Origin of the sequence: Prosthecomicrobium pneumaticum (assembly GCF_014199915.1) — a bacterium.
GTDB lineage: Bacteria > Pseudomonadota > Alphaproteobacteria > Rhizobiales > Kaistiaceae > Prosthecomicrobium > Prosthecomicrobium pneumaticum.
The window spans coordinates 323300-342997 of sequence record NZ_JACHOO010000002.1 but is presented as its reverse complement, the minus strand read 5'-3'; the positions used below and the strand labels follow the sequence as shown (position 1 = coordinate 342997).

20 protein-coding genes are annotated in these 19698 nt (G+C 70.4%); 11 read left to right on the top strand and 9 right to left on the bottom strand.

The window, feature by feature from the left end; translation table 11 throughout:
* Window positions 1-57: 57 nt before the first annotated feature.
* From GGQ63_RS05250 to ychF, 5 genes are all read left to right on the top strand, one after another.
* A complete protein-coding gene (locus tag GGQ63_RS05250; RefSeq protein ID WP_183853276.1) occupies window positions 58-663 on the top strand; it encodes a 50S ribosomal protein L25/general stress protein Ctc in 606 nt (201 codons plus the stop codon).
* Window positions 664-689: 26 nt separating this feature from the next.
* Entirely contained in the window at window positions 690-1406 is a 717-nt protein-coding gene (gene pth, locus GGQ63_RS05245; protein ID WP_183853274.1) for an aminoacyl-tRNA hydrolase, read from the top strand.
* Between the two features lie 121 nt (window positions 1407-1527).
* Window positions 1528-1902: a hypothetical protein gene (locus GGQ63_RS21970; RefSeq protein ID WP_246429628.1), complete on the top strand. Its 375-nt coding sequence runs from the start codon at window positions 1528-1530 to the stop codon at window positions 1900-1902.
* Complete coding sequence (locus tag GGQ63_RS05240) at window positions 1787-2197, top strand: PIN domain-containing protein (protein WP_343061103.1); 411 nt, start codon at window positions 1787-1789, stop codon at window positions 2195-2197. Before GGQ63_RS21970 ends, GGQ63_RS05240 begins: the two co-directional genes overlap by 116 nt.
* Window positions 2198-2212: 15 nt before the next feature.
* Window positions 2213-3310, top strand: a complete 1098-nt coding sequence (gene ychF, locus GGQ63_RS05235; RefSeq protein ID WP_183853270.1) for a redox-regulated ATPase YchF — start codon at window positions 2213-2215, stop codon at window positions 3308-3310.
* A gap of 296 nt (window positions 3311-3606) precedes the next feature.
* Here the strand turns inward: ychF and GGQ63_RS05230 are convergent, their stop codons facing one another.
* The 5 genes from GGQ63_RS05230 to GGQ63_RS05210 all read right to left on the bottom strand — a co-directional run bounded on the left by GGQ63_RS05230 (window position 3607) and on the right by GGQ63_RS05210 (window position 7764).
* On the bottom strand, window positions 3607-5175 hold the full coding sequence (locus GGQ63_RS05230; protein ID WP_183853268.1) for a DUF4282 domain-containing protein: 1569 nt from the start codon (window positions 5173-5175) through the stop codon (window positions 3607-3609).
* Between the two features lie 87 nt (window positions 5176-5262).
* Window positions 5263-5922, bottom strand: a complete 660-nt coding sequence (locus GGQ63_RS05225) for a glutathione S-transferase (protein ID WP_183853266.1) — start codon at window positions 5920-5922, stop codon at window positions 5263-5265.
* 2 nt (window positions 5923-5924) lie between these two features.
* The gene (locus tag GGQ63_RS05220) at window positions 5925-6470 is read right to left on the bottom strand and encodes an adenine phosphoribosyltransferase (RefSeq protein ID WP_183854031.1); all 546 of its coding nucleotides are present in this window, start codon (window positions 6468-6470) and stop codon (window positions 5925-5927) included.
* 613 nt (window positions 6471-7083) lie between these two features.
* Complete coding sequence (locus tag GGQ63_RS05215; protein ID WP_183853264.1) at window positions 7084-7428, bottom strand: accessory factor UbiK family protein; 345 nt, start codon at window positions 7426-7428, stop codon at window positions 7084-7086.
* Between the two features lie 123 nt (window positions 7429-7551).
* Window positions 7552-7764 (bottom strand): cold-shock protein, encoded by a 213-nt coding sequence (locus tag GGQ63_RS05210; protein ID WP_183853261.1) that lies wholly within the window; start codon window positions 7762-7764, stop codon window positions 7552-7554.
* 407 nt (window positions 7765-8171) lie between these two features.
* Between GGQ63_RS05210 and GGQ63_RS05205 the strand changes: the two genes are divergently transcribed.
* Together GGQ63_RS05205 and GGQ63_RS05200 are read left to right on the top strand one after the other, a co-directional pair.
* Entirely contained in the window at window positions 8172-9077 is a 906-nt protein-coding gene (locus GGQ63_RS05205) for a dienelactone hydrolase family protein (RefSeq protein ID WP_246429627.1), read from the top strand.
* A gap of 166 nt (window positions 9078-9243) precedes the next feature.
* Entirely contained in the window at window positions 9244-9879 is a 636-nt protein-coding gene (locus tag GGQ63_RS05200; RefSeq protein ID WP_183853259.1) for an SH3 domain-containing protein, read from the top strand.
* Between the two features lie 102 nt (window positions 9880-9981).
* Here the strand turns inward: GGQ63_RS05200 and GGQ63_RS05195 are convergent, their stop codons facing one another.
* Together GGQ63_RS05195 and GGQ63_RS05190 are read right to left on the bottom strand one after the other, a co-directional pair.
* Entirely contained in the window at window positions 9982-11154 is a 1173-nt protein-coding gene (locus GGQ63_RS05195; RefSeq protein WP_183853257.1) for an MFS transporter, read from the bottom strand.
* A 98-nt stretch (window positions 11155-11252) separates the two neighbouring features.
* Window positions 11253-13169 carry an ABC transporter ATP-binding protein gene (locus GGQ63_RS05190; RefSeq protein ID WP_183853255.1) on the bottom strand — a complete coding sequence of 639 codons (1917 nt, stop codon included), beginning with the start codon at window positions 13167-13169 and terminating at the stop codon, window positions 11253-11255.
* Window positions 13170-13497: 328 nt separating this feature from the next.
* Between GGQ63_RS05190 and petA the strand changes: the two genes are divergently transcribed.
* The 4 genes from petA (at window position 13498) to GGQ63_RS05170 (ending at window position 17208) form a co-directional block, all read left to right on the top strand.
* The gene (petA, locus tag GGQ63_RS05185) at window positions 13498-14055 is read left to right on the top strand and encodes a ubiquinol-cytochrome c reductase iron-sulfur subunit (RefSeq protein ID WP_183853253.1); all 558 of its coding nucleotides are present in this window, start codon (window positions 13498-13500) and stop codon (window positions 14053-14055) included.
* Window positions 14056-14071: 16 nt separating this feature from the next.
* Window positions 14072-15343 carry a cytochrome b gene (locus GGQ63_RS05180; protein WP_183853251.1) on the top strand — a complete coding sequence of 424 codons (1272 nt, stop codon included), beginning with the start codon at window positions 14072-14074 and terminating at the stop codon, window positions 15341-15343.
* A 25-nt stretch (window positions 15344-15368) separates the two neighbouring features.
* The gene (locus GGQ63_RS05175; protein ID WP_183853249.1) at window positions 15369-16256 is read left to right on the top strand and encodes a cytochrome c1; all 888 of its coding nucleotides are present in this window, start codon (window positions 15369-15371) and stop codon (window positions 16254-16256) included.
* A gap of 73 nt (window positions 16257-16329) precedes the next feature.
* Window positions 16330-17208, top strand: coding sequence for an S-methyl-5'-thioadenosine phosphorylase (locus GGQ63_RS05170; protein WP_183853247.1), 879 nt, complete (start codon window positions 16330-16332; stop codon window positions 17206-17208).
* An 856-nt stretch (window positions 17209-18064) separates the two neighbouring features.
* Here the strand turns inward: GGQ63_RS05170 and GGQ63_RS05165 are convergent.
* Window positions 18065-18421, bottom strand: a complete 357-nt coding sequence (locus tag GGQ63_RS05165; RefSeq protein WP_183853245.1) for a DMT family protein — start codon at window positions 18419-18421, stop codon at window positions 18065-18067.
* Window positions 18422-18613: 192 nt separating this feature from the next.
* Complete coding sequence (locus GGQ63_RS05160) at window positions 18614-19597, bottom strand: substrate-binding domain-containing protein (RefSeq protein ID WP_183853243.1); 984 nt, start codon at window positions 19595-19597, stop codon at window positions 18614-18616.
* Window positions 19598-19698 lie beyond the last annotated feature (101 nt).

Sequence of the window (19698 nt, the reverse complement as noted above, 5' to 3'; positions counted from 1 at the left end):
TCGCGCCGACACCCCTGGAGGCAACGCGGCCGCATTTTCTTTTCAAGGAGAACACCGATGAGCACCAGCTACGAGCTCACGGCGTCGGTCCGCGAGAGCGTGGGCAAGGGGGCCGCGCGCGCGACACGTCGTGAGGGCAAAATCCCGGCCGTGATCTATGGCGACAAGCAGGAACCGCTTGCGATCGCCCTCGATTACAAGACGCTCAACACGCGGCTCCATGCCGGCGGCTTCCTGACGACGGTCGCCACGATCGACGTCGACGGCCGCAAGATCCGCGTCATCCCGCGCGACTACCAGCTGCACCCCGTGACCGACCGTCCGATCCATGTCGACTTCCTCCGGGTGTCGGCGGGCTCGACCGTGCATGTCGAGATCCCGGTGCAGTTCATCAATGAGGACAAGTCGCCCGGCATCAAGCGCGGCGGCGTGCTCAACATCGTCCGCCACGCGCTCGACGCCACGGCGCCGGCCGATGCGATCCCCGATCACATCGTCGTCGACCTGACGGGCCGCGAGATCGGCGATTCGATCCACATTTCGTCGGTCGCCCTGCCGGACGGCGTCAAGCCGGTCATCACGGACCGCGACTTCACCATCGCGACGATCGCCGCGCCGGCCGTGCTGCCGGACGAGGCGGGCGGAGAGACCCCGGCGGCCTGAGGTCGGCCGCCTGACGGAGGGCCGGGATGCTGCTCATCGTCGGGCTCGGCAATCCGGGCGGGCAATATGCCCGCAACCGGCACAATATCGGCTTCATGGCGGCGGATGCGATCCACCGCCGCCATGGCTTTTCTCCCTGGCGCCGCCGTTTCCAGGGGGACGCCGCCGAGGGAACGCTCGCCGGCGAGAAGGCGCTGCTCCTGAAGCCGCTCACCTATATGAACGACAGCGGCCGGGCGGTCGCCGAAGCGGTCAAGTTCTACAAGCTCGCGCCCGCCGACGTGCTCGTCATCCATGACGAGCTCGACCTGCCGCCGGCGAAATTCCGAATGAAGGTCGGCGGCGGCCATGGCGGCCATAACGGCCTGCGCTCGATCAGCGCCCATCTCGGCGACGGCTACCGGCGGCTGCGCCTCGGCATCGGCCATCCCGGCGACAAGGACCGGGTGCACGGCTGGGTGCTGTCGGATTTCGCCAGGGTCGACGCCGAATGGCTCGATCCGCTCCTCGATGCGATCGCCGCCGAGGCGCCGCTGCTCGCCGAAGGCAAGGACGCGACCTTCGCCAACAAGGTCTCGCTCGCCACCCAGCCGGAGCGGCCGAAGAAGGCCCCGAAGGCGCCGCCCGCCGACGGCGCGGCCCGGGCGGCCGCCTCGGCTGGGCCTCCCGCGCCCGCGCCGTCGCCTGCAGAACCGGCGGAAGGCCCGCTCGCCCGCAGCCTGAAGAAGCTGTTCGGCGGCTGAGGGCGGCCTGCGGCGAGGCCACCCGGGCGAGGCCGCCCTCCCGGGCGGTCCCCGCCCGGCTTGACTTCCGGCCACGAAAACACGAAATCCGTGCGGCACGGAGTTCGTGGCGGAGCGGTCCATGAAGAATGTGACGATCACGCTCGACGAGAAGGTCGCGCACTGGGCCCGCGTCGAGGCGGCGAAGGCGGGCATGAGCCTGTCGCGCTGGATCGGCGAGAAGCTGCGGGCGGAGATGCCGGGCGAGACCGACGACGAACGGCGGCTGCGCCTCGGCCGGCTCGAGGATTTCCTGAGCGGCCCGGGATGGCCCGGGATTGCCGGCGATTTGCCGAAACGGGACGAGATCTATGCGGAGAGGGGTGTTTATCGACACCAACGTGCTGATCTACAGCCTCGATCCGAACGAGGCGGAGAAGCGCACGAGGGCGGCGGCTCTGCTGCGGAGCGGCATGCTCGCGGGCTGGATCGTCACGAGCCCGCAAACGATCAATGAGTGCTATAGGGTGCTCGTCGACCGAAAGAGACTGATGCCGCGTGAGCATGCCCGCGCCTTCCTCGCCACCCTGCTGCCGACCTGTCTCGCGCCGCTCGACGTCACCACGACCGCCGAGGCCTGGACGATCCAGGACCGGACGGGCTTCGCCTGGTGGGACTGCGTCATGCTCGCCTCGGCCGTCCAGGCGGAATGCAGTGTCTTCGCAAGCGAGGATCTGACCGATGGAACCGAGATCGGCGGGCTGCGCATCGCCAATCCCTTCCTGAACGATCTGGCGCCCGGCGCCCCCTAGGAATCGAGACGAGACATGGGCTTCAAATGCGGCATCGTCGGCCTGCCGAACGTCGGCAAGTCGACCCTTTTCAACGCGCTCACCAAGACGGCGGCGGCGCAGGCGGCCAACTATCCGTTCTGCACCATCGAGCCGAACACCGGCGAGGTCGCGGTGCCCGACCGGCGGCTCGACGACCTCGCCCGGATCGGCAAGTCGCAGCAGATCGTGCCGACCCGCATCACCTTCGTCGACATTGCGGGCCTCGTGCGCGGCGCCTCGAAGGGGGAGGGCCTCGGCAACCAGTTCCTCGCCAATATCCGCGAGGTGGATGCGATCGTCCATGTGCTGCGCTGCTTCGAGGATGGTGACATCACCCATGTCGAAGGCCGCGTCGATCCCGTCGCCGATGCCGAGACGGTCGAGACCGAGCTGATGCTCGCCGATCTCGAAAGCCTCGAGCGGCGCGTCGTGCCGCTGCGCAAGAAGGCGCAGGCCGGCGACAAGGAGGCGAAGGCGCAGGTCGCGCTGATGGACGGCGCGCTCGCCCTGCTGCAGGCCGGCAAGCCCGCCCGGCTGCTCGACGTCGCGGCCGAGGACCGGCCGATGTTCGCCGCGCTCAGTCTCCTGACCGCCAAGCCCGTGCTCTATGTCTGCAATGTCGAGGAGGCCTCGGCCGCCTCCGGCAACGCCCATTCCGAGCGCGTCGCCGCGATGGCGAAGGCGCAAGGCGCGGCGAGCGTCGTCATCTCGGCGGCGATCGAGGCCGAGATCGCGCAGCTTCCCGATGCCGAGCAGCGCGAGTTCCTCGAGACGATCGGCCTCGCCGAGCCCGGGCTCGACCGGCTGATCCGCGCCGGATACGGCCTGCTCGGCCTGATCACCTATTTCACCGTCGGGCCGAAGGAAGCGCGTGCCTGGACGATCACGACCGGCACGAGGGCGCCGCAGGCGGCCGGCGTCATCCATTCGGATTTCGAGCGCGGCTTTATCCGCGCCCAGACGATCGCCTTCGACGATTATGTCCGCCTCGGCGGCGAGGCGGGCGCCAAGGAGCAGGGCAAGGCGCGCGACGAAGGCAAGGACTATGTCGTCGCCGACGGCGACGTGATGCTCTTCCGCTTCAACACCTGAAGGGGGCGCCGGGAGGCTCCGGCGAGGCGCTGCGCGGCTCCGGCGCCACCGTCCCGCCGCCGTCCTGCGCGCACGCCGCGGGCATCTTCGGACGGCCCTCTCCTCGCGCCGGGCGGCCTGCGGGCCGACGCGGCCGATGACCCCGGCGCGGCGGCGGGGGGGACGCATGGCTGCGGCGGGGCAAGCGGACGCCGTCCTCGAACGCTTCTGCGGTGGTTCGGCCGCCCGCCCCCTGCGGCTCTGCGCGCAGCCCTCTGCGAGGGTGATGCCGCGAGCCGGAGCGGCCTGTCCGGCGATCAGGACGGCTTCCGGTCGGCTTTCCCCGCCTCTCCCGCCGATCCGGCGGGCGGCGATGCTTCGCCGGCTGCCTCCGCAGGGACCGGGGCAGAGACCTCGGAGGGCGGGTCCGGCGGCGCCGCAGGGGAAACGGCCGCCGCGGGCGGGGGCGCGGCCTCGGCCGGCTCACGCTTTGTTCCGCCCGGCTTCGGTTCCAACCCATCCGCCGGCGCGGCGGAAGGACCGGACGCGATCGGCGGAATTGCCGGGCTCTGGGCCGGTGTCTCGTCGGCCGGTGTTCCTCGAACGATCTCGGCGGGCGGCGTGACGGCCGCTGCCGCGCCCGCCGGCGGGCTGTCCTTGACCGCATCCGCAGCGGCTTCGCGGGCGGGCGCCGCGGGTGCGGCGGCGATCGGAGGAGGTGTGCCGGATGGACCGGCCGATCGGATCGCCGGACCACCCGCCGGCGTCGAGGCCGGGCCGGGGGCGGGCGTCGCGGGATCGGGCGAGGGCGACGATTCCGGTGAGGCGGGACCGGCGACATGCAGCGCCGGAGGCGGTGTCGAGGCGCTCGCCGCGGCCGAAGCCGCCGGGCTGGCCGCCGGCGCTGCCGGGGGCTCGGCCGCCGGACCCGTCCGAAGAGGCGGACGCTGGATCGGCTCCCGCGGGAGCAAGGGCTCGCGGGTGGATTCCCTGAGCGGTTCCCGTGCAGGCGCGGGGATGGCCGCCGTGGTGCCGGATGCGGCCGGGGGCGCGGCGGGGCGGTCGAGGCTCGGCCGCGGCGCGAGCGGCGCGCGCGGCGACAGGGGGCGGGCCGGCTCGGCGGGGCGCGGCTCGGCGCGCCCTCCGGCCGGCGGGGGAGGCGGTTCGGCGAGCGCCGCGGCGATCGCGTCGGCGATCGGCGGCACGACGCGCCGGGGCGGCCGCACCGGCAGCGCGGTCCGGCTGCGATCGACGGCGATCTCGGGTGCGGTTGTCCGCGCCGCCGCCGGGCGGGCGGCTGCGCCGGGCTCGGTTTCCTCGGCCGGGGCGCCGATCCGGTCGCGCACCGTCGGCTCGACAGCGGGCACCGTCTCCTTCCAGTTCCGCCGCGGCGGCAGCGTCGGCTCGACGCGCGGCTCGGCCCGTGTCTCCGTCCGCGTCTCGGCGGGCCTGGCGAGCGCGTCGTCGCGCGGCGGCAGACGCGGCTCGGTGCGGCGGGCGGGCGGCGCGGGGTTGGCCGGCTGGGTCGCCGCCCCACGCGGCGTCGCCTCGGCGACGGGAACGGGCGCCTGGGCCGGGGTGACGGCGGGCTCGGCCGGCGCGGCGGACCGCTCGCGCAGCTCGGTGAGGCTCTCGTCGATCCGATAGACGATCAGCAGGAACTCCGACACCAGCCGCGCGGCGATCACACCCGCCGCCGTGCCGAAGATCGCGATCGCCAGCCCGATCATGCCGGCGGCGGGGTCGACCGCGGCCGCGCGCACCGCGCCGATGGCGGCCGACAGGCCGAACAGTACCGCGACGATGGTCGCGAGCACATAGAACAGCCGCACCACGGACGGCGTCACATACCGGTCCCAGCGAAGAAGATCGGCGAAGGTGATCAAGCGCGAATCTCCGATCGGGCCCGGACGCCCGGACCTCGGTGCTGAAGGCTGCGCCGCGCGGCGGGCGCGGTCAACTGCCCCGCGGCTTCACGCCTGTGAAATGTGGCTTTCGCGCCGCGCCGCCGTTTCCCAGTCGCGGAAGGCCGGGTCGGCGAGGAGCGTCTCGACATAGGCCGCGGCGATCTCGCCGAGCGCCGGCCGATAGGTGCGGAAGCGGCTGGCGACGGGCGCGAACATCGCGTCCGCGATGGTCGGCGCGCCGAACAGATAGGGGCCGGCGGCGCCATAGGCGGTGCGGCAGTCGCGCCAGAGCGTCTCGATGCGGGCGATGTCGTCGGCGACACCCTCGGCGTCGAGGCCGACGCCCGGCTTCTCCGCGAAGAGGTCCATCGGCAGGTTCGTCCGCAGCGCGCGGAAGCCGGAGTGCATCTCGGCGCTCACCGAGCGGGCGACGGCGCGCGCCGCCGGATCGGCCGGCCAGAGCTGCGCCTGCGGGAAGCACTCGGCGAGATATTCGCAGATGGCGAGCGAATCCCAGACCTTGAGCGGCGTCGCAAAGCGCCGGTCGATGAGGAGAGGGACGAAGCCGGAGGGGCTGACGGAGCGGATCCGCGCCGCCGTCTCGGGCGTGCGGAGCGCAATGAGCGTGACGTCGAAGGCGGCCGGCGTGTGGCAGATCGCGAAATAGGGCCTGAGCGACCAGCTCGACCATTCGCGCGAGCCGACGACGAGGGTGAAATCCGTCATGATCAATGACCTGCGAAGGCGACCAGAGTGTGTACGTCAACGCCGAGGCCGCGCAGTTTATCCGCGCCGCCGAGATCCGGCAGGTCGATGACGAAGGCGGCGGCGGCGATCTCGGCGCCCATGTCGCGCAGCAGCGTCACGGCGCCCTGCGCGGTGCCGCCGGTGGCGATCAGGTCGTCGACGAGCACCACGCGCTCGCCGGCCCGCACCGCATCGACATGCATCTCCATCTCGTCGATGCCGTATTCGAGCGAATAGGCGACGCGCACCGTCGAATGGGGCAGCTTGCCGCGCTTCCTGATCGGCACGAAGCCCGCCGCGAGCCGGTGCGCCACGGCGCCGCCGATGATGAAGCCGCGCGCCTCGATACCGGCCACCTTGTCGATGCCGGCCGCGGCGAAGGGCTCGGCGAGCGCATCGATCGCCCGGCCGAAGGCGCGCGCATCGCCGAGCAGGGTGGTGATGTCGCGAAACAGGATGCCGGGCTTCGGATAATCCGGAATGGTGCGGATCGCGGCGGCGAGATCGTCGTTCGGCGGCAGGCTCATGCTCGGGATCACCGGATCGGACGAGGCGATCGAGGCCTGTCGCTCGTCGGGCGAGAGGGATGCCGCGTCAGCAGGCGGCATGATGGGGCCGGCAGGAGCCGTGCGGCAGGCCCCGCCGCTCCCCTCCGTTCGATATAGGAGGCGTCACCGCCCGTCAAACCGGGGAGGGAAACGCGCCCGGGCGGCACGCCGGCTTCACCCCGCACACCCGTCATCCGCGCGAAGGCGAGGATCGATCGAGCCGAGCCGTCCCTTGTTTCATGGATTCCCGCCCTCGCGGGAATGACGGGTGGGTAGGGCCTCCCGGAGCACCCACCGTCACGATTATGGATGCCGGCACGGAGGCCGGCATGACGGGTGGAGGGGACCGTTCAACGAATTCACGCGGAGGTGCGAGGAGGAGCCGGCCGGATGCTCGGAGCCGGAGAGCACCATCGCCCCTCCCAGAACACCCGTCACCCCGGCCTCCGTGCCGGGGTCCATAATCGTGACGCCGGGCTGCGCTGTGCGCCGGCTCCATCCGTCAGCCTGGCGCGGCCTGGCCCGGCGTCACGACGACCGATGCCGCGCGGCCGGACAAGACGGGATGCCGGAAGCGCCGGGGCGGCTGCGCTCAGTCCTCGTCGGCGGCCGGCGCTTCCTCGTCCGGGAAGGGCTTCTTCGGGCGCTCGGTCGGCTCGGGAGCCGCGACGACATGGCCGCCCGTCGCGGCGGCGAGCTTCGCCTCGAGCACCTCGATGCGGGCGATGAGTGCCTCGTTCTCCGCACGCGCCTTGACGGCCATGTCGCGCACGACGTCGAGTTCCTCGCGCTTGACGAGGTCCATGTCGGTCAGGAAGCGCTCGGCCTGGTGGCGGAAGGCGGTCTCCGCCTCGCGACGAACGCCCTGCGCCATGCCGACGGCGTCGGTCATCAGCTTGGCGAAATCGTCGAACAGGCGGTTCGAAGTCTGGTTCATGGTGGGCCTCCCGAAGCGGCGGTCGAACCTACTATGGGGAGGGCGGCGCGCCGGGACAAGGCCGGGCGCGCCGGATCGGCCGGTTGCCCACGGCGCGGGCGGACGCCGGGGCGGGCCGTCGGCTCAGGCGAGCTGCAGATGCACCGCCTTCGGTCCCTTGCCGCGCTTGTCGGGCTCGGTCTCGAAGGAGATGCGCTGCCCGTCCGCCAGCGCTCCGATGCCGGAGCGCTCGACGGCGGTCACGTGCACGAACACGTCCTTGCCGCCGCCATCCGGCGTGATGAATCCGAACCCCTTGGTCGCGTTGAAGAACTTGACTGTACCCGTCTGACGCATCGAAAACTTCTCCCATTCCGTCTCGAAACCGGGAAGATCGCCGTCATCCCGGTGCTGCAGGCATTCCTTGGCTCGGGGAAAGGTCTCTCGCGTCTTCTGGCTGCCGCCGCCGGGAAAAACGACCCCCGGCGCTGGGGATGCGCTTGCCACATCCTTCTGGCGCTTTTGCCTAGTCTCCGTCGGGGCCGTCCGTCTGCCCGTGACACGAGACTATGCTTGAGGTCGAGGCGGAACGCAACGGCCGCGCACGAAACCATTTCGGATCGCAACTTTCCGTGAGGCGGCGACGGAAACGCCCGATCCGCGCCGTTTCCGCTCTCCCGCGCTTGCCCTTTGCGGCCGGCGCGCCAAGTGCCGGGTGCCGCCGCGCCGCGACCGGCAGACGCTGCGACACAAGGAGAGGAAAGATGACCGAACGCCCCGCCACCGCGCGTCCGAAGATCACACAGGAGATGATCCGCCTCTATGACGAGTACACGCATCTGACGCTCGATCGCCGCGGCTTCATGGAGAAGCTCACCCGCATTGCCGGATCGACGGCCGCGGCCGCGACGATCGCGCCGCTGCTCGCCGCGAACAGCGCCCATGCCGCGATCGTCGCGGCCGACGACGACCGCATCGTCACCGAGCGGGTCAGCCTGCCGGCCGATGGCGGCACCCTGTCCGGCCTTCTCGCCCACCCGAAGGAGGCGACCGGGGGCCATCTGCCGGCGGTTCTCGTCATCCATGAGAACCGCGGCCTCAATCCGCATATCGAGGATGTCTCGCGGCGCCTCGCGGTGGAGGGCTTCCTGGCGCTCGGCGCCGACTTCCTGTCGCCCGCCGGCGGAACGCCCGCCGACGAGGACCGTGCCCGCGAGATGATCGGCGCGCTCGATCCGGCCGCCACCCTCACCAATGCCATCGCCGCGGTGACCTATCTGAAGGGCCATGCGCTGTCGAACGGCCGCGTCGGAGCGGTCGGCTTCTGCTGGGGCGGCGGCCTCGTCAACCGGCTCGCCGCCGCGGCGCCGGACCTTCGGGCGGCGGTCGCCTATTACGGCATGCAGCCGCCCGCCGAAGCGGCGGCGCAGATCAAGGCGCGGGTGATGCTGCACTATGCCGGGCTCGACGAGCGCATCAATGCCGGCATCCCGGCCTATGAGGCGGCACTCGCGGCGGCCGGCGTCGATCATCAGATCTTCGTCTATGACGGCGTCAACCACGCCTTCAACAACGACACCTCGGCCGCCCGCTACGACAAGGCGGCGGCCGATCTCGCCTGGTCGCGCACGATCGCCTTCCTGAAGGAGACGCTCGCCACCGCGACCTGAGGCGCGCGTCTTGCGCTCGCGCAAGCCGCTCCTTCCTTCGGGCCGCTAAAGAGAGACATCGGCGGTGCCGGTGCGGAACCCCGCGCCGCGCCGCCGATTGTCCGGCCAGCCCGTATCGAGCGGCAGACCGGCTCGAGCGGTGTGCCAAGAGCCCTGGAGGAACCCCATGAGGATGCCCGCCTTCGTCGCCGCCGCGCTGTTCGCGGCGGGGATCGGCTTCGCCGGCAGCGCGGCGGCGGAAGTCGCCACCGGCAATGTCAACATGCGCAGCGGCCCGGGCACGGGCTATGCCCGGGTCGGCGTGGTGCCGCGCGGCGGCCATATCGACGTGCTCACCTGCCGCGGCAACTGGTGCCGGGTCGTCTATCGCGGCCAGCGCGGCTGGGTGTCGGCCAACTTCATCGGCGGCGGCCCGCGCCATGCGGAGCCGGATTACGGGCCGGTCTATGTCGAGCCGCCGGTCTATGTCGAGCCGCCGATCATCATCTTTCGCGACCGCGACCGCGACTGGCCGCGACGGCACTGGGACCATGACGGCCGGCGCGACCGCGATCATGATCGTCATCGCGGGCGGGACCGCGATGGTCGGCCGGGCGACGGGCCGAGGGGCGACGGCGATCGCGACGGGCGACGTGGCGATGGCGATCGGCCGCGCGTCCAGCGTCCCGACAATGACGGCGGGCGGCGTGGCGGCGACGGCGACCGGCCGCGCTTCGAGCGTCCGGGTGGCGAGCGCGGCGGACCGGACGGCCGGCGCGGCGGGCGCCCCTGCATCCCGGGCGAAGGCCGCAGCTGCGACTGACACCGCGTGACGGAACCCGCTTCTGCGGGCATCCGGTGAAAACTGAGGGCCCGCGGATCGCCGATCCGCGGGCTTTTTCACGCGCCGCCGCCGAGGGGCGGTTCAGCCTTTGGCGGTGGCGGGCGGCAGGGCGCGGCGTTCGAGCGCCACCGACGTGCCGGCGAGCGCCAGCGCGAAGGTGGAGAGGAGCGCGCCGACGATCGGCAGCTCCGCATAGGGCAGGCCGAGGGCGAGCGCCCCGCCGCCGATCCAGGCGCCGGCGGCGTTGCCGACATTGAAGGCACCCTGGTTGAGGGTCGAGGCGAGGTTCGGGGCGTCCGACGCGGTCTCGACCACCCGCATCTGGAGCGGCGGCACCATGACGAAGACCAGCACGCCCCAGACGAGCACGGTCGCCACCGCCGGCCCGGCCGCCGCGCTCGATACGAGGAAGACGAGCTGCAGCGCGATCAGGCCGATCAGCGCGCCGCTGATGGTCGGCATCAGCCGCCAGTCGGCGAGCTTGCCGCCGATGATGTTGCCGAGCGTCATGCCGACGCCGAACAGCACCAGAACCCAGGTCACCGACGAGGCCGGCAGGCCGGTCACCTCGCGCAGGATCGGGGCGATATAGGTGAAGGTCGTGAACAGGCTCGCCGAGGCGAGCGCCGAGATGCCCATCGCGAGCCAGACCTGCAGCCGGCGGAGCACGCGCACCTCGCCGGCTATGCCGCCGCTCGGCGGGCCGCCGACGCCCTTCGGCACGAAGGCGGCGATCGCCGCGACCGCCGCGAGGCCGATCAGCACCACGGCGAGGAAGGTCGCCCGCCAGCCGAAGGCCTGGCCGAGCGCCGTGCCGCCCGGCACGCCGAGGATGTTGGCGAGGGTCAGCCCGCCGAACACCACCGCCATCGCCTGCGCCCGCTTCTCGCGCGGCACCAGCGAGGCGGCGACCACCGCGCCGATGCCGAAAAAGGCGCCGTGGCCGAAGGCGGTGACGACGCGCGCCGCCATCAGGAGCCCATAGTTCGGCGCGACGGCGCAGAGCAGATTGCCGACGACGAACAGGGCCGCGAGGCCGATCAGCACGCTCTTGCGCGGCAGATGCGCGGTGGCGAGCGCGATCACCGGCGCCCCCACCACCACGCCGAGCGCATAGCCGGTGATCAGGAGGCCGGCGGCCGGGATCGACACGCCGAGATCGGCCGCCACCTCGGGCAAGAGGCCCATGATGACGAATTCCGTCGTGCCGATGCAGAAGGACGCGACGGCGAGCGCGACGAGCGGAAGGGGCATGACGGATCTCGGCGGGGAATGAACCGATTCAGAGTCGCACCGGGAGGCGGGGGCGAGAACTGCCGTCAGCGCATTGCTGCAATGCGCCGGACGCGGGGCTATTCCGCCCTCTCGTCCTCCTCGGCCCGCCGTGCCTCCGCCTCCGCCCGGCGCTCGGCTTCCTCGGCCGCTTCTTCCGCCTCGGACGGGCTGAGCTCGAGGAAGCCGCCGGTCTGCCGCGCCCACAGCCGGGCATAGAGCCCGCCGGCGGCGACGAGTTCGGCATGGCTGCCGGTCTCGACGATCCGCCCCGCCTCCATCACCACCAGCCGGTCCATCCGCGCGATGGTCGACAGGCGGTGCGCGATGGCGATCACCGTCTTGCCGGCCATCAGCGTGTCGAGGCTCTCCTGGATCGCCGCCTCGACCTCCGAATCGAGCGCCGAGGTCGCCTCGTCGAGCACCAGGATCGGCGCATCCTTCAGGAGCACGCGGGCGATCGCGATGCGCTGGCGCTGGCCGCCCGACAGCCTGACGCCGCGCTCGCCGACCTGCGCGTCATAGCCCTTGCGGCCCTTCGCGTCCTCGAGCGTCAGGATGAAGTCGTGCGCCTCTGCGCGCTTCGCCGCCTCGATCACCTCGGCGTCGGTCGCGTCCGGGCGGCCGTAGCGGATGTTGTCGGCGACGGAGCGGTGGAGGAGGGCGGTGTCCTGCGTGACGACGCCGATCGCGCTGCGCAGCGATTCCTGGCCGACCGCCGCGATGTCCTCACCGTCGATCAGGATGCGGCCGCGCTCGATGTCGTAGAGGCGCAGCAGGATGTTGGTGAGCGTCGACTTGCCGGCGCCCGACGCGCCGACGACGCCGATCCGCTCGTGCGGGGCGATCGCGAGGTCGAGCCCCGCGATCACGCCGCGGCGCCGGCCGTAGTGGAAATGCACGTCCTCGAAACGGATCGCGCCGTCGCGCACGACGAGCGGCACGGCGCCCGGGCGGTCGGTGACGGCGAGGGGCTTCGCGAGCGTCGCGACGCCGTCCTGCACCGTGCCGACATTCTCGAACAGCGCCGCGACCTCCCAGAGGATCCATTGCGACATGCCCTGCAGCCTGAGCACGAGGCCGATCGCCACCGCGATGGCGCCGGTCGAGACGGCGGAACCCTGCCAGAGCCAGATCGACAGCGCCGCCGTGCCGCCGAGCAGCGCATAATTGATCGCGACGAGGGTGGCGTTGAGGAGCGTCACCATCCGCATCTGCCGGCGCACGGTGACGAGAAATCCGTCCATGCTCTCGCGTGCATAGACGTCCTCCCAGGCGGTATGGGAGAAGAGCTTCACCGTCAGGATGTTGGTGTAGCTGTCGACGACCCGGCCGGTCATCACCGAGCGCGCATCCGCCTGATCCTTCGAGATCGTCCGCAGCCGCGGCACGAAGAAGACGAGCGTCGCGAGATAGGCGAGGAACCAGGCGACGAGCGGCCCGGCGAGCCGCCAGTCGGCCGAGGCGAGCAGCACCACGGCGCCGGTGAAATAGACGAAGACATAGACGAGGATGTCCGAGACCTTGGTCACCGCCTCGCGCACCGCGAGCGCGGTCTGCATCATCGTGTTGGCGATGCGGCCGGCCATGTCGTCCTGGAAGAAGGCGAGCCCCTGCCGCAGCAGATAGCGGTGCACCCGCCAGCGCACCATCATCGGAAAGTTCGGCATGATCGCCTGGTGGAAGGTGAGCTCCCAGGCGACCTGGACGAGCGGCGCGAGGACGAGCGCCACCGCCGCCATCACGGCGAGCCGGGCGCCGTTCTCGGCGAGGAAGGTCGACGGGTCCGAACGCGACAGCCAGTCGACCAGTTCGCCGAGGAAGGAGAACACCACCACCTCGAGCGCCGCGATCGCCGCGCCGAGCAGCGAGGAGACGACGAGGATCGGCAGGATCGGCCGGGTGAAATGCCAGATGAAGGCGAGGAAGCCGGCCGGCGGCGTCGCGATCGGCCGCTCGGCATAGGGGTCGACCAGCCGTTCGAAGTAACGGAACATCGCCTCTCTCCCGGTCCCCGTCCACCCCGTGCCTAACCGTTCCCGCCGCACTTGGGAATCGCGGCCGGCGTCCGCCACCCCTTTCCGCGCCGTCTGCGTCGGTCCGCGACGGCGCGGGACCGTGCGGGCGGAAATGGGGCAAAGGGTTGCCGTCGACCACACAATCCCCGCGACAATGTGGCCGGGACGGCCTCGCCCGCTGGACATATTCCAAGCGCGATGGCTAAACAGCGTGTGCCATTCGGCCGTTTGCCGCGTGGTTTTCGGTGCACGCCCGAGGGCGTCATCGGGGAGCGCCCGCTCCGGAGGATTTTCGAGGGGACCGACCTTGGCGACGAGCGATTTAGCCGAACCGACACGCCGCGACTTTCTCTATATCGCGACCGGAGCCGTGGGCGCCGTCGGCGTCGCCGCGGCCGTCTGGCCCTTCATCAACCAGATGAATCCGGACGCCTCCGCGCTCGCCCTTTCGACCGTCGAGGTCGACATCGGCTCGATCGCGCCGGGCGCCTCCATCAAGGTGATGTGGCGCGGCAAGCCGGTGTTCATCCGCAACCGCACGCCGGAAGAGATCCAGTCGGCGGCCGGGGTTCCGGTGGCCGAGCTGCCCGATCCGGACGCGCGCAACGCCAACCATCCCGGCGCCGATGCGAGCGACGCGAATCGCGCCGCCGCCGGCAAGGAGAACTGGCTGATCATGGTCGGCGTCTGCACCCATCTCGGCTGCATTCCGCTCGGCGAGCAGGGCGAGTTCGGCGGCTGGTTCTGCCCCTGCCACGGCTCGGTCTACGACACCGCCGGCCGCATCCGCCGCGGCCCGGCGCCCGAGAACATGCATGTACCGGTCTACAGCTTCCTGACCGACACGCGAATCCGCATCGGCTGAGGGAAAGAGGCACATCATGGCTGGCCACAGCACCTTCGAGCCGCAGAACCCGGTGATCCGCTGGATCGACAGCCGGCTGCCGATCTTCGGCCTCGTCCATTCCTCCTTCATCGTGTTCCCCAATCCGCGGAACCTCAATTACTGGTGGACCTTCGGCGGCATCCTCGCCTTCATGCTGGTGGCGCAGATCGTCACCGGCGTCGTGCTCGTCATGCACTACACGCCGCACACCTCGCTCGCCTTCAATTCGGTCGAGCACATCATGCGCGACGTGAATTACGGCTGGATGATCCGCTATCTCCATGCCAACGGCGCCTCGATGTTCTTCATCGCGGTCTATGTCCACATCTTCCGCGGCCTCTATTACGGCTCCTACAAGGCGCCGCGCGAGGTTCTGTGGATCCTCGGCATGATCATCTACCTGCTGATGATGGCGACCGGCTTCATGGGCTATGTGCTGCCCTGGGGGCAGATGTCGTTCTGGGGCGCGACCGTGATCACCAGCCTGTTCTCGGCGATCCCGCTCGTCGGCGAGCCGGTGACGACCTGGCTGTGGGGCGGCTTCGCGGTCGACAACCCGACGCTCAACCGCTTCTTCTCGCTGCACTACCTCCTGCCCTTCATGATCGCCGGCGTCGTCGTCCTCCACGTCTGGGCGCTGCACGTCCCGGGCTCAAACAACCCGACCGGTGTCTCCGTCAAGGCCAAGCAGGACACGCTGCCCTTCCACCCGTATTTCACGGTGAAGGACGCCCTCGGCCTCGTCCTCTTCCTGATGTTCTACATGTGGTTCGTCTTCTATCTGCCGAACTATCTCGGGCATCCGGACAACTACACTCCGGCCGACCCGCTGGTGACGCCGGCCCACATCGTGCCCGAGTGGTACTATCTGCCGTTCTATGCCATCCTGCGCTCGATTCCGAGCAAGCTCGGCGGCGTCATCGCGATGTTCGGTGCGATCGGCGTGCTCTTCCTGGTGCCCTGGCTCGACACCTCGAAGGTCCGCTCGGCCGCCTACCGGCCGCTCTACCGCCAGTTCTTCTGGATCCTGGTGCTCGTCTCGATCGGCCTCGGCTATCTCGGCTCGCGCCCGGCGGAAGGCGGCTACGTCATCGCCTCGCGCATCCTGACGCTCTACTACTTCGCTCACTTCCTCGTCATCCTTCCGCTCCTCGGCCTGTTCGAGCGGCCGAAGCCGCAGCCGGCTTCGATCACCGAGGCCGTGCTCGGCAAGGGCGGCGCGCCGGTGACGGCGGGCGCTCCGGCAGCGCCGCAGACCAAGGGCTGAGGCCGCTGTGACCAGGGACCGTGTCATGAAGAAACTGACCCTCGCCGCCGGCCTCGCCCTCGCGCTCTCGGCCGCCGTGCCCTTCGCCTTCGCCCAGGAAGAGGGCGGGGCGGCGCACGCCGAAGGCGGTGGCGAGCACGCCACCGCGCACTACCCGATCAGGAAGCCGGAGCCGCAGGACTGGAGCTTCGCCGGCATCTTCGGCAAATACGACATCGGCCAGCTGCAGCGCGGCTATCAGGTCTACAAGGAAGTCTGCGCCAACTGTCATTCGATGCATCTCGTCGCCTTCCGCAATCTGGCGGAAGAGGGCGGCCCCGGCTTCACGGCGGCGCAGGTGAAGGCGCTCGCCGCCACCTACACCGTGCAGGACGGGCCGGACGACAATGGCGATATGTTCGAGCGGCCGGCGCTGCCCTCCGACCGCTTCCCCTCGCCCTATCCGAACGCGCAGGCCGCCGCCGCCTCGAACAATGGCAAGGCGCCGCCGGACCTCTCGCTGATGGCGAAGGGCCGTGCGGTCGAGCGCGGCTTCCCGTGGTTCCTGATCGACATCGTTACCCAGTATCAGGAAGGCGGGCCGGACTATATCCACGCGCTCCTGACCGGCTATCAAGACCCGCCGGAGGGTGTCACCGTTCCGCCGGGCACCCATTACAACCCCTATTTCCTCGCCGGCGCGGCGCTCGCCATGCCGCCGCCGCTCGCCGACGGGCAGGTCACCTATTCGGATGGCTCGCCGGAGACGGTCGACCAGTATGCCCGCGACGTCTCGGCCTTCCTGATGTGGACCGCCGAGCCGCATCTCGAGGCGCGCAAGCGGATCGGCTTCCAGGTGCTGATCTTCCTCGGCGTCTTCGCGGCGCTGCTCTATCTCACCAAGCGCAAGATCTGGTCGAACATCGCCCATTGAAGGGCGGCGACGCACGGTTGACGAAGGGCCCTGCGGGGCCCTTTTTCATTGCAGCACCAAGGGAGAGACGATCATGGCGCGCGCGGTTCTCGGCATCATCGGCGGTTCCGGGCTCTATGACCTGCCGGGCCTCGCGGACGCCGAATGGCGGACGGTCGCATCGCCCTTCGGCACGCCCTCCGACCAGCTCCGCTTCGGCCGCATCGGCGAGACGCCGATCGTCTTCCTGCCGCGCCATGGGAGAGGCCACCGTATGTCGCCCTCCGATATCGACTATCGCGCCAATATCGATGCGCTGAAGCGGGCGGGGGTCACCGACCTCGTGTCGGTCTCGGCCGTCGGGTCGCTCCGCGAGGATCTCGCGCCGGGCAGCCTCGTGCTCGTCGACCAGTTCATCGACCGCACCGTCGGCCGGGCCTCGAGCTTTTTCGGCGCCGGCTGCGTCGCCCATGTCTCGATGGCGCATCCGATCGCCCCGCGGCTCGCCGACCGCCTCGCAGCGGCGGCCGAGGCGGAGGATATTCCCGTCACGCGCGGCGGCACCTATCTCGTCATGGAGGGGCCGCAATTCTCCTCGCGGGCGGAATCCGAGCTCTACCGGAGCTGGGGCGCCGCGGTGATCGGCATGACCAACATGCCGGAGGCGAAGCTCGCCCGCGAGGCCGAGATCGCCTATGCGACCGTCGCGATGGTGACCGACTACGACTGCTGGCACCCCGACCGCGACGCCGTCACCGTCGATCAGGTGGTCGCCGTGATGGGCGCCAATCGCGGCAAGGCGCAGCGTCTGATCGCCCGGCTCGCCGCCGACTTCCCGGCCGAACACGAGCCCTGCCCGATCGGCTCGGACCGGGCGCTCGAGCACGCGGTCATGACGGCGCCGGCGGCGCGCGACGCGGCACTCGTCGAAAAGCTCGAGGCCGTCGCCGGCCGCGTGCTGCGCCAAGGCTGAGGGTCGGCGTCGTCCTCCGCTCTCACGGGAGGGCGAGGTTTCCCTTCCCCCCTTTGGGGGAGAGGCCCCGCCTCGTCCCGCCGCTCCCGGATCCCCTGTTGCGTGGTCTTCGAACAACCCCCTCCACCCGTCATGCCGGCCTCTGTGCCGGCATCCGTAATCGTGCCGGTCGGCACTGTGAGAACGGTCCTCTCCACCCGGCATTCCCGCGAAGGGGAACCATGCAAGAGAGGGCGGCCCGGCGTACCGGATCCTCGCCCTCGCGAGGATGACCGGTGCGGGGCGATGGCGGCGCTCGACCGGCCCTTCGGCACGATCATGGACCCCGGCACGGAGGCCGGGGTGACGGGGCTCTCAGGGGGCGACAACCCTCTCAGGTTTCGGCGTATTCACCCCCCACCCCGACCCTCCCCCACAAGGGGGGAGGGAGGCTGCCGATCCCGGACCGCAGGCTGCCGCCCTTCGGCCGTCGGGCGTGAGGCCCTCGAACAACCCTCTCCACCCGTCATGCCGGCCTCTGTGCCGGCATCCATAATCGTGCCGGTCGGCACTGTGAGAACGGTCCTCTCCACCCGTCATTCCCGCGAAGGGGAACCATGCAAGAGGGGGCGGCCCGGCGTACCGGATCCTCGCCCTCGCGAGGATGACCGGTGCGGGGCGATGGCGGCGCTCGGCCGGCCCTTCGGCACGATCATGGGCCCCGGCACGGAGGCCGGGGTGACGGGGCTCTCGATGAGGCGGGCCTCCGGCCGCGGCGTATTCACCCCTCACCGCGACGCTCTCGGAGGTGGTCGTCCCCGCCCGGCATTTCCCGCGGGCGGCGGCGTCATCGGATGCGGTCCGGAGCGGAGGCCGGTCAGAACTTGTGGAAGACGAAGGCGGCGCCGGCGGCGATCAGGGCGAAGCCGACCGCATGGTTCCAGGACAGCGATTCCTTCAGGTAGAGCACGGAGAAGGCGGCAAAGACGACGAGGGTGATGACCTCCTGGATGGTCTTCAGCTGGGCCGCCGAATAGACCGAGGAGCCGAGCCGGTTCGCCGGCACGGCGAAACAGTACTCGATCAGCGCGAGGCCCCAGGAGATCGCGATGACGAGGACGAGCGAGGTCGTCTTGAACTTGAGGTGCCAGTACCAGGCGGTCGTCATGAAGACGTTCGAGGCGACGAGCAGCAGGATCGGCGCGACGGCCGGAGAGGTGAGGATAGCCGGCATGACAGCCTCGAATCGGGAAGGATGCCGGAGTTTAGGCCGCTTCCCGGTTTCCGATAGGGGCTGCGGCACGATCGCCGCGGCGCCCCCGGGGGGTGTTCGCGCGCGGCCTGCGGCGCGTGTCCGCCGGGCATGAAAAAGGGCGCCCGAAGGCGCCCTTTCCGAGTCTCGCCCGGCCGCTGAAGGGCCCTCGGCTCACTGGCCGAGGCAGGTGTCGACATTCTCCGGCGTGCACTCGTCGAGGCCGGTGTAGAGCGGGTCGGCGACCTTTTCGCCATTGATGAGCTGCAGCATGACGTCCGGCGACTTCAGGCCCATCTCATAGGGGCGCTGGCCGATCTGGGCGTGGCTGCGGCCCTGCTTCAGCGCGTCCATCTGCGGCGGCAGCGTGTCGCCGGCGACGATGATCAGGTCCTTCGACTTCAGCCGGTCCATGACCTGGTCGGTGACCTGGGCATAGGCGGACGGCGCGAACTGCGCCCAGCCGCCGGTGAGCACGAAGGCGTCGAGCTCCGGATTGGCGGTGAAGGTGTCCGACATCTGCTGGTTGGCGAGGTCGGGCTGGTCGTTGGTGTAGAGCGGGCAGCCGGCGATCTCGGTCCAGCCGCCCTGGCCGGTCAGCCGCTCGATGTTCTTCTCGCCGCCGAGCGTGTCGCGCACGCCCTGCGCGCGGGCATTGATGTTGGCCGCCGCGACATTGCCCATCTGCAGGCAGACCGTGCCGCCGCTGGCCTTCAGCGCCTTCAGGTGCTCGGCCATCTTGACGCCCATCAGATAGTTGTCGGTGCCGAGATAGGTCTGGCGCAGGCTGCTGTCGGCGGCGTTGAGATCGGCGTCGACGGTCATGATCGGGATCGAGGGCGCGCGCTGCTTGAGCAGGTTCGCCATCGCCGGCGCGTTGGACGGCGAGATCGCGATCGCCGAGACGCCCTTCGTCAGCAGGTCGTCGACCACCTGGATCTGGCCCGCCTCGTCGGCGGTGCTCGCCGGGCCGGTGTAGAGGCAGGTATAGCCCTTGCCGGCATTGTTCTCGTTCCACTTGGCGCAGCCTTCGCCGAGCACCGAGAAGAACGGGTTGTCCGTGCCCTTGACCACGATGGCGAGAGTCTTGTCCTGCGCGGCCGCGCCGCCCGCCGACAGGATGCCCGCCGCGGCGAGCATGATCATCGTCTTCTTCATCCAGTCCTCCCAAGGAAGCTCGAGCCTGCGGCAGCCACGGTCGCACCGACCGATCGCCGCCAGTCCTCCCACCGGCTCGATGGCTGCACGCTAAACCTGCA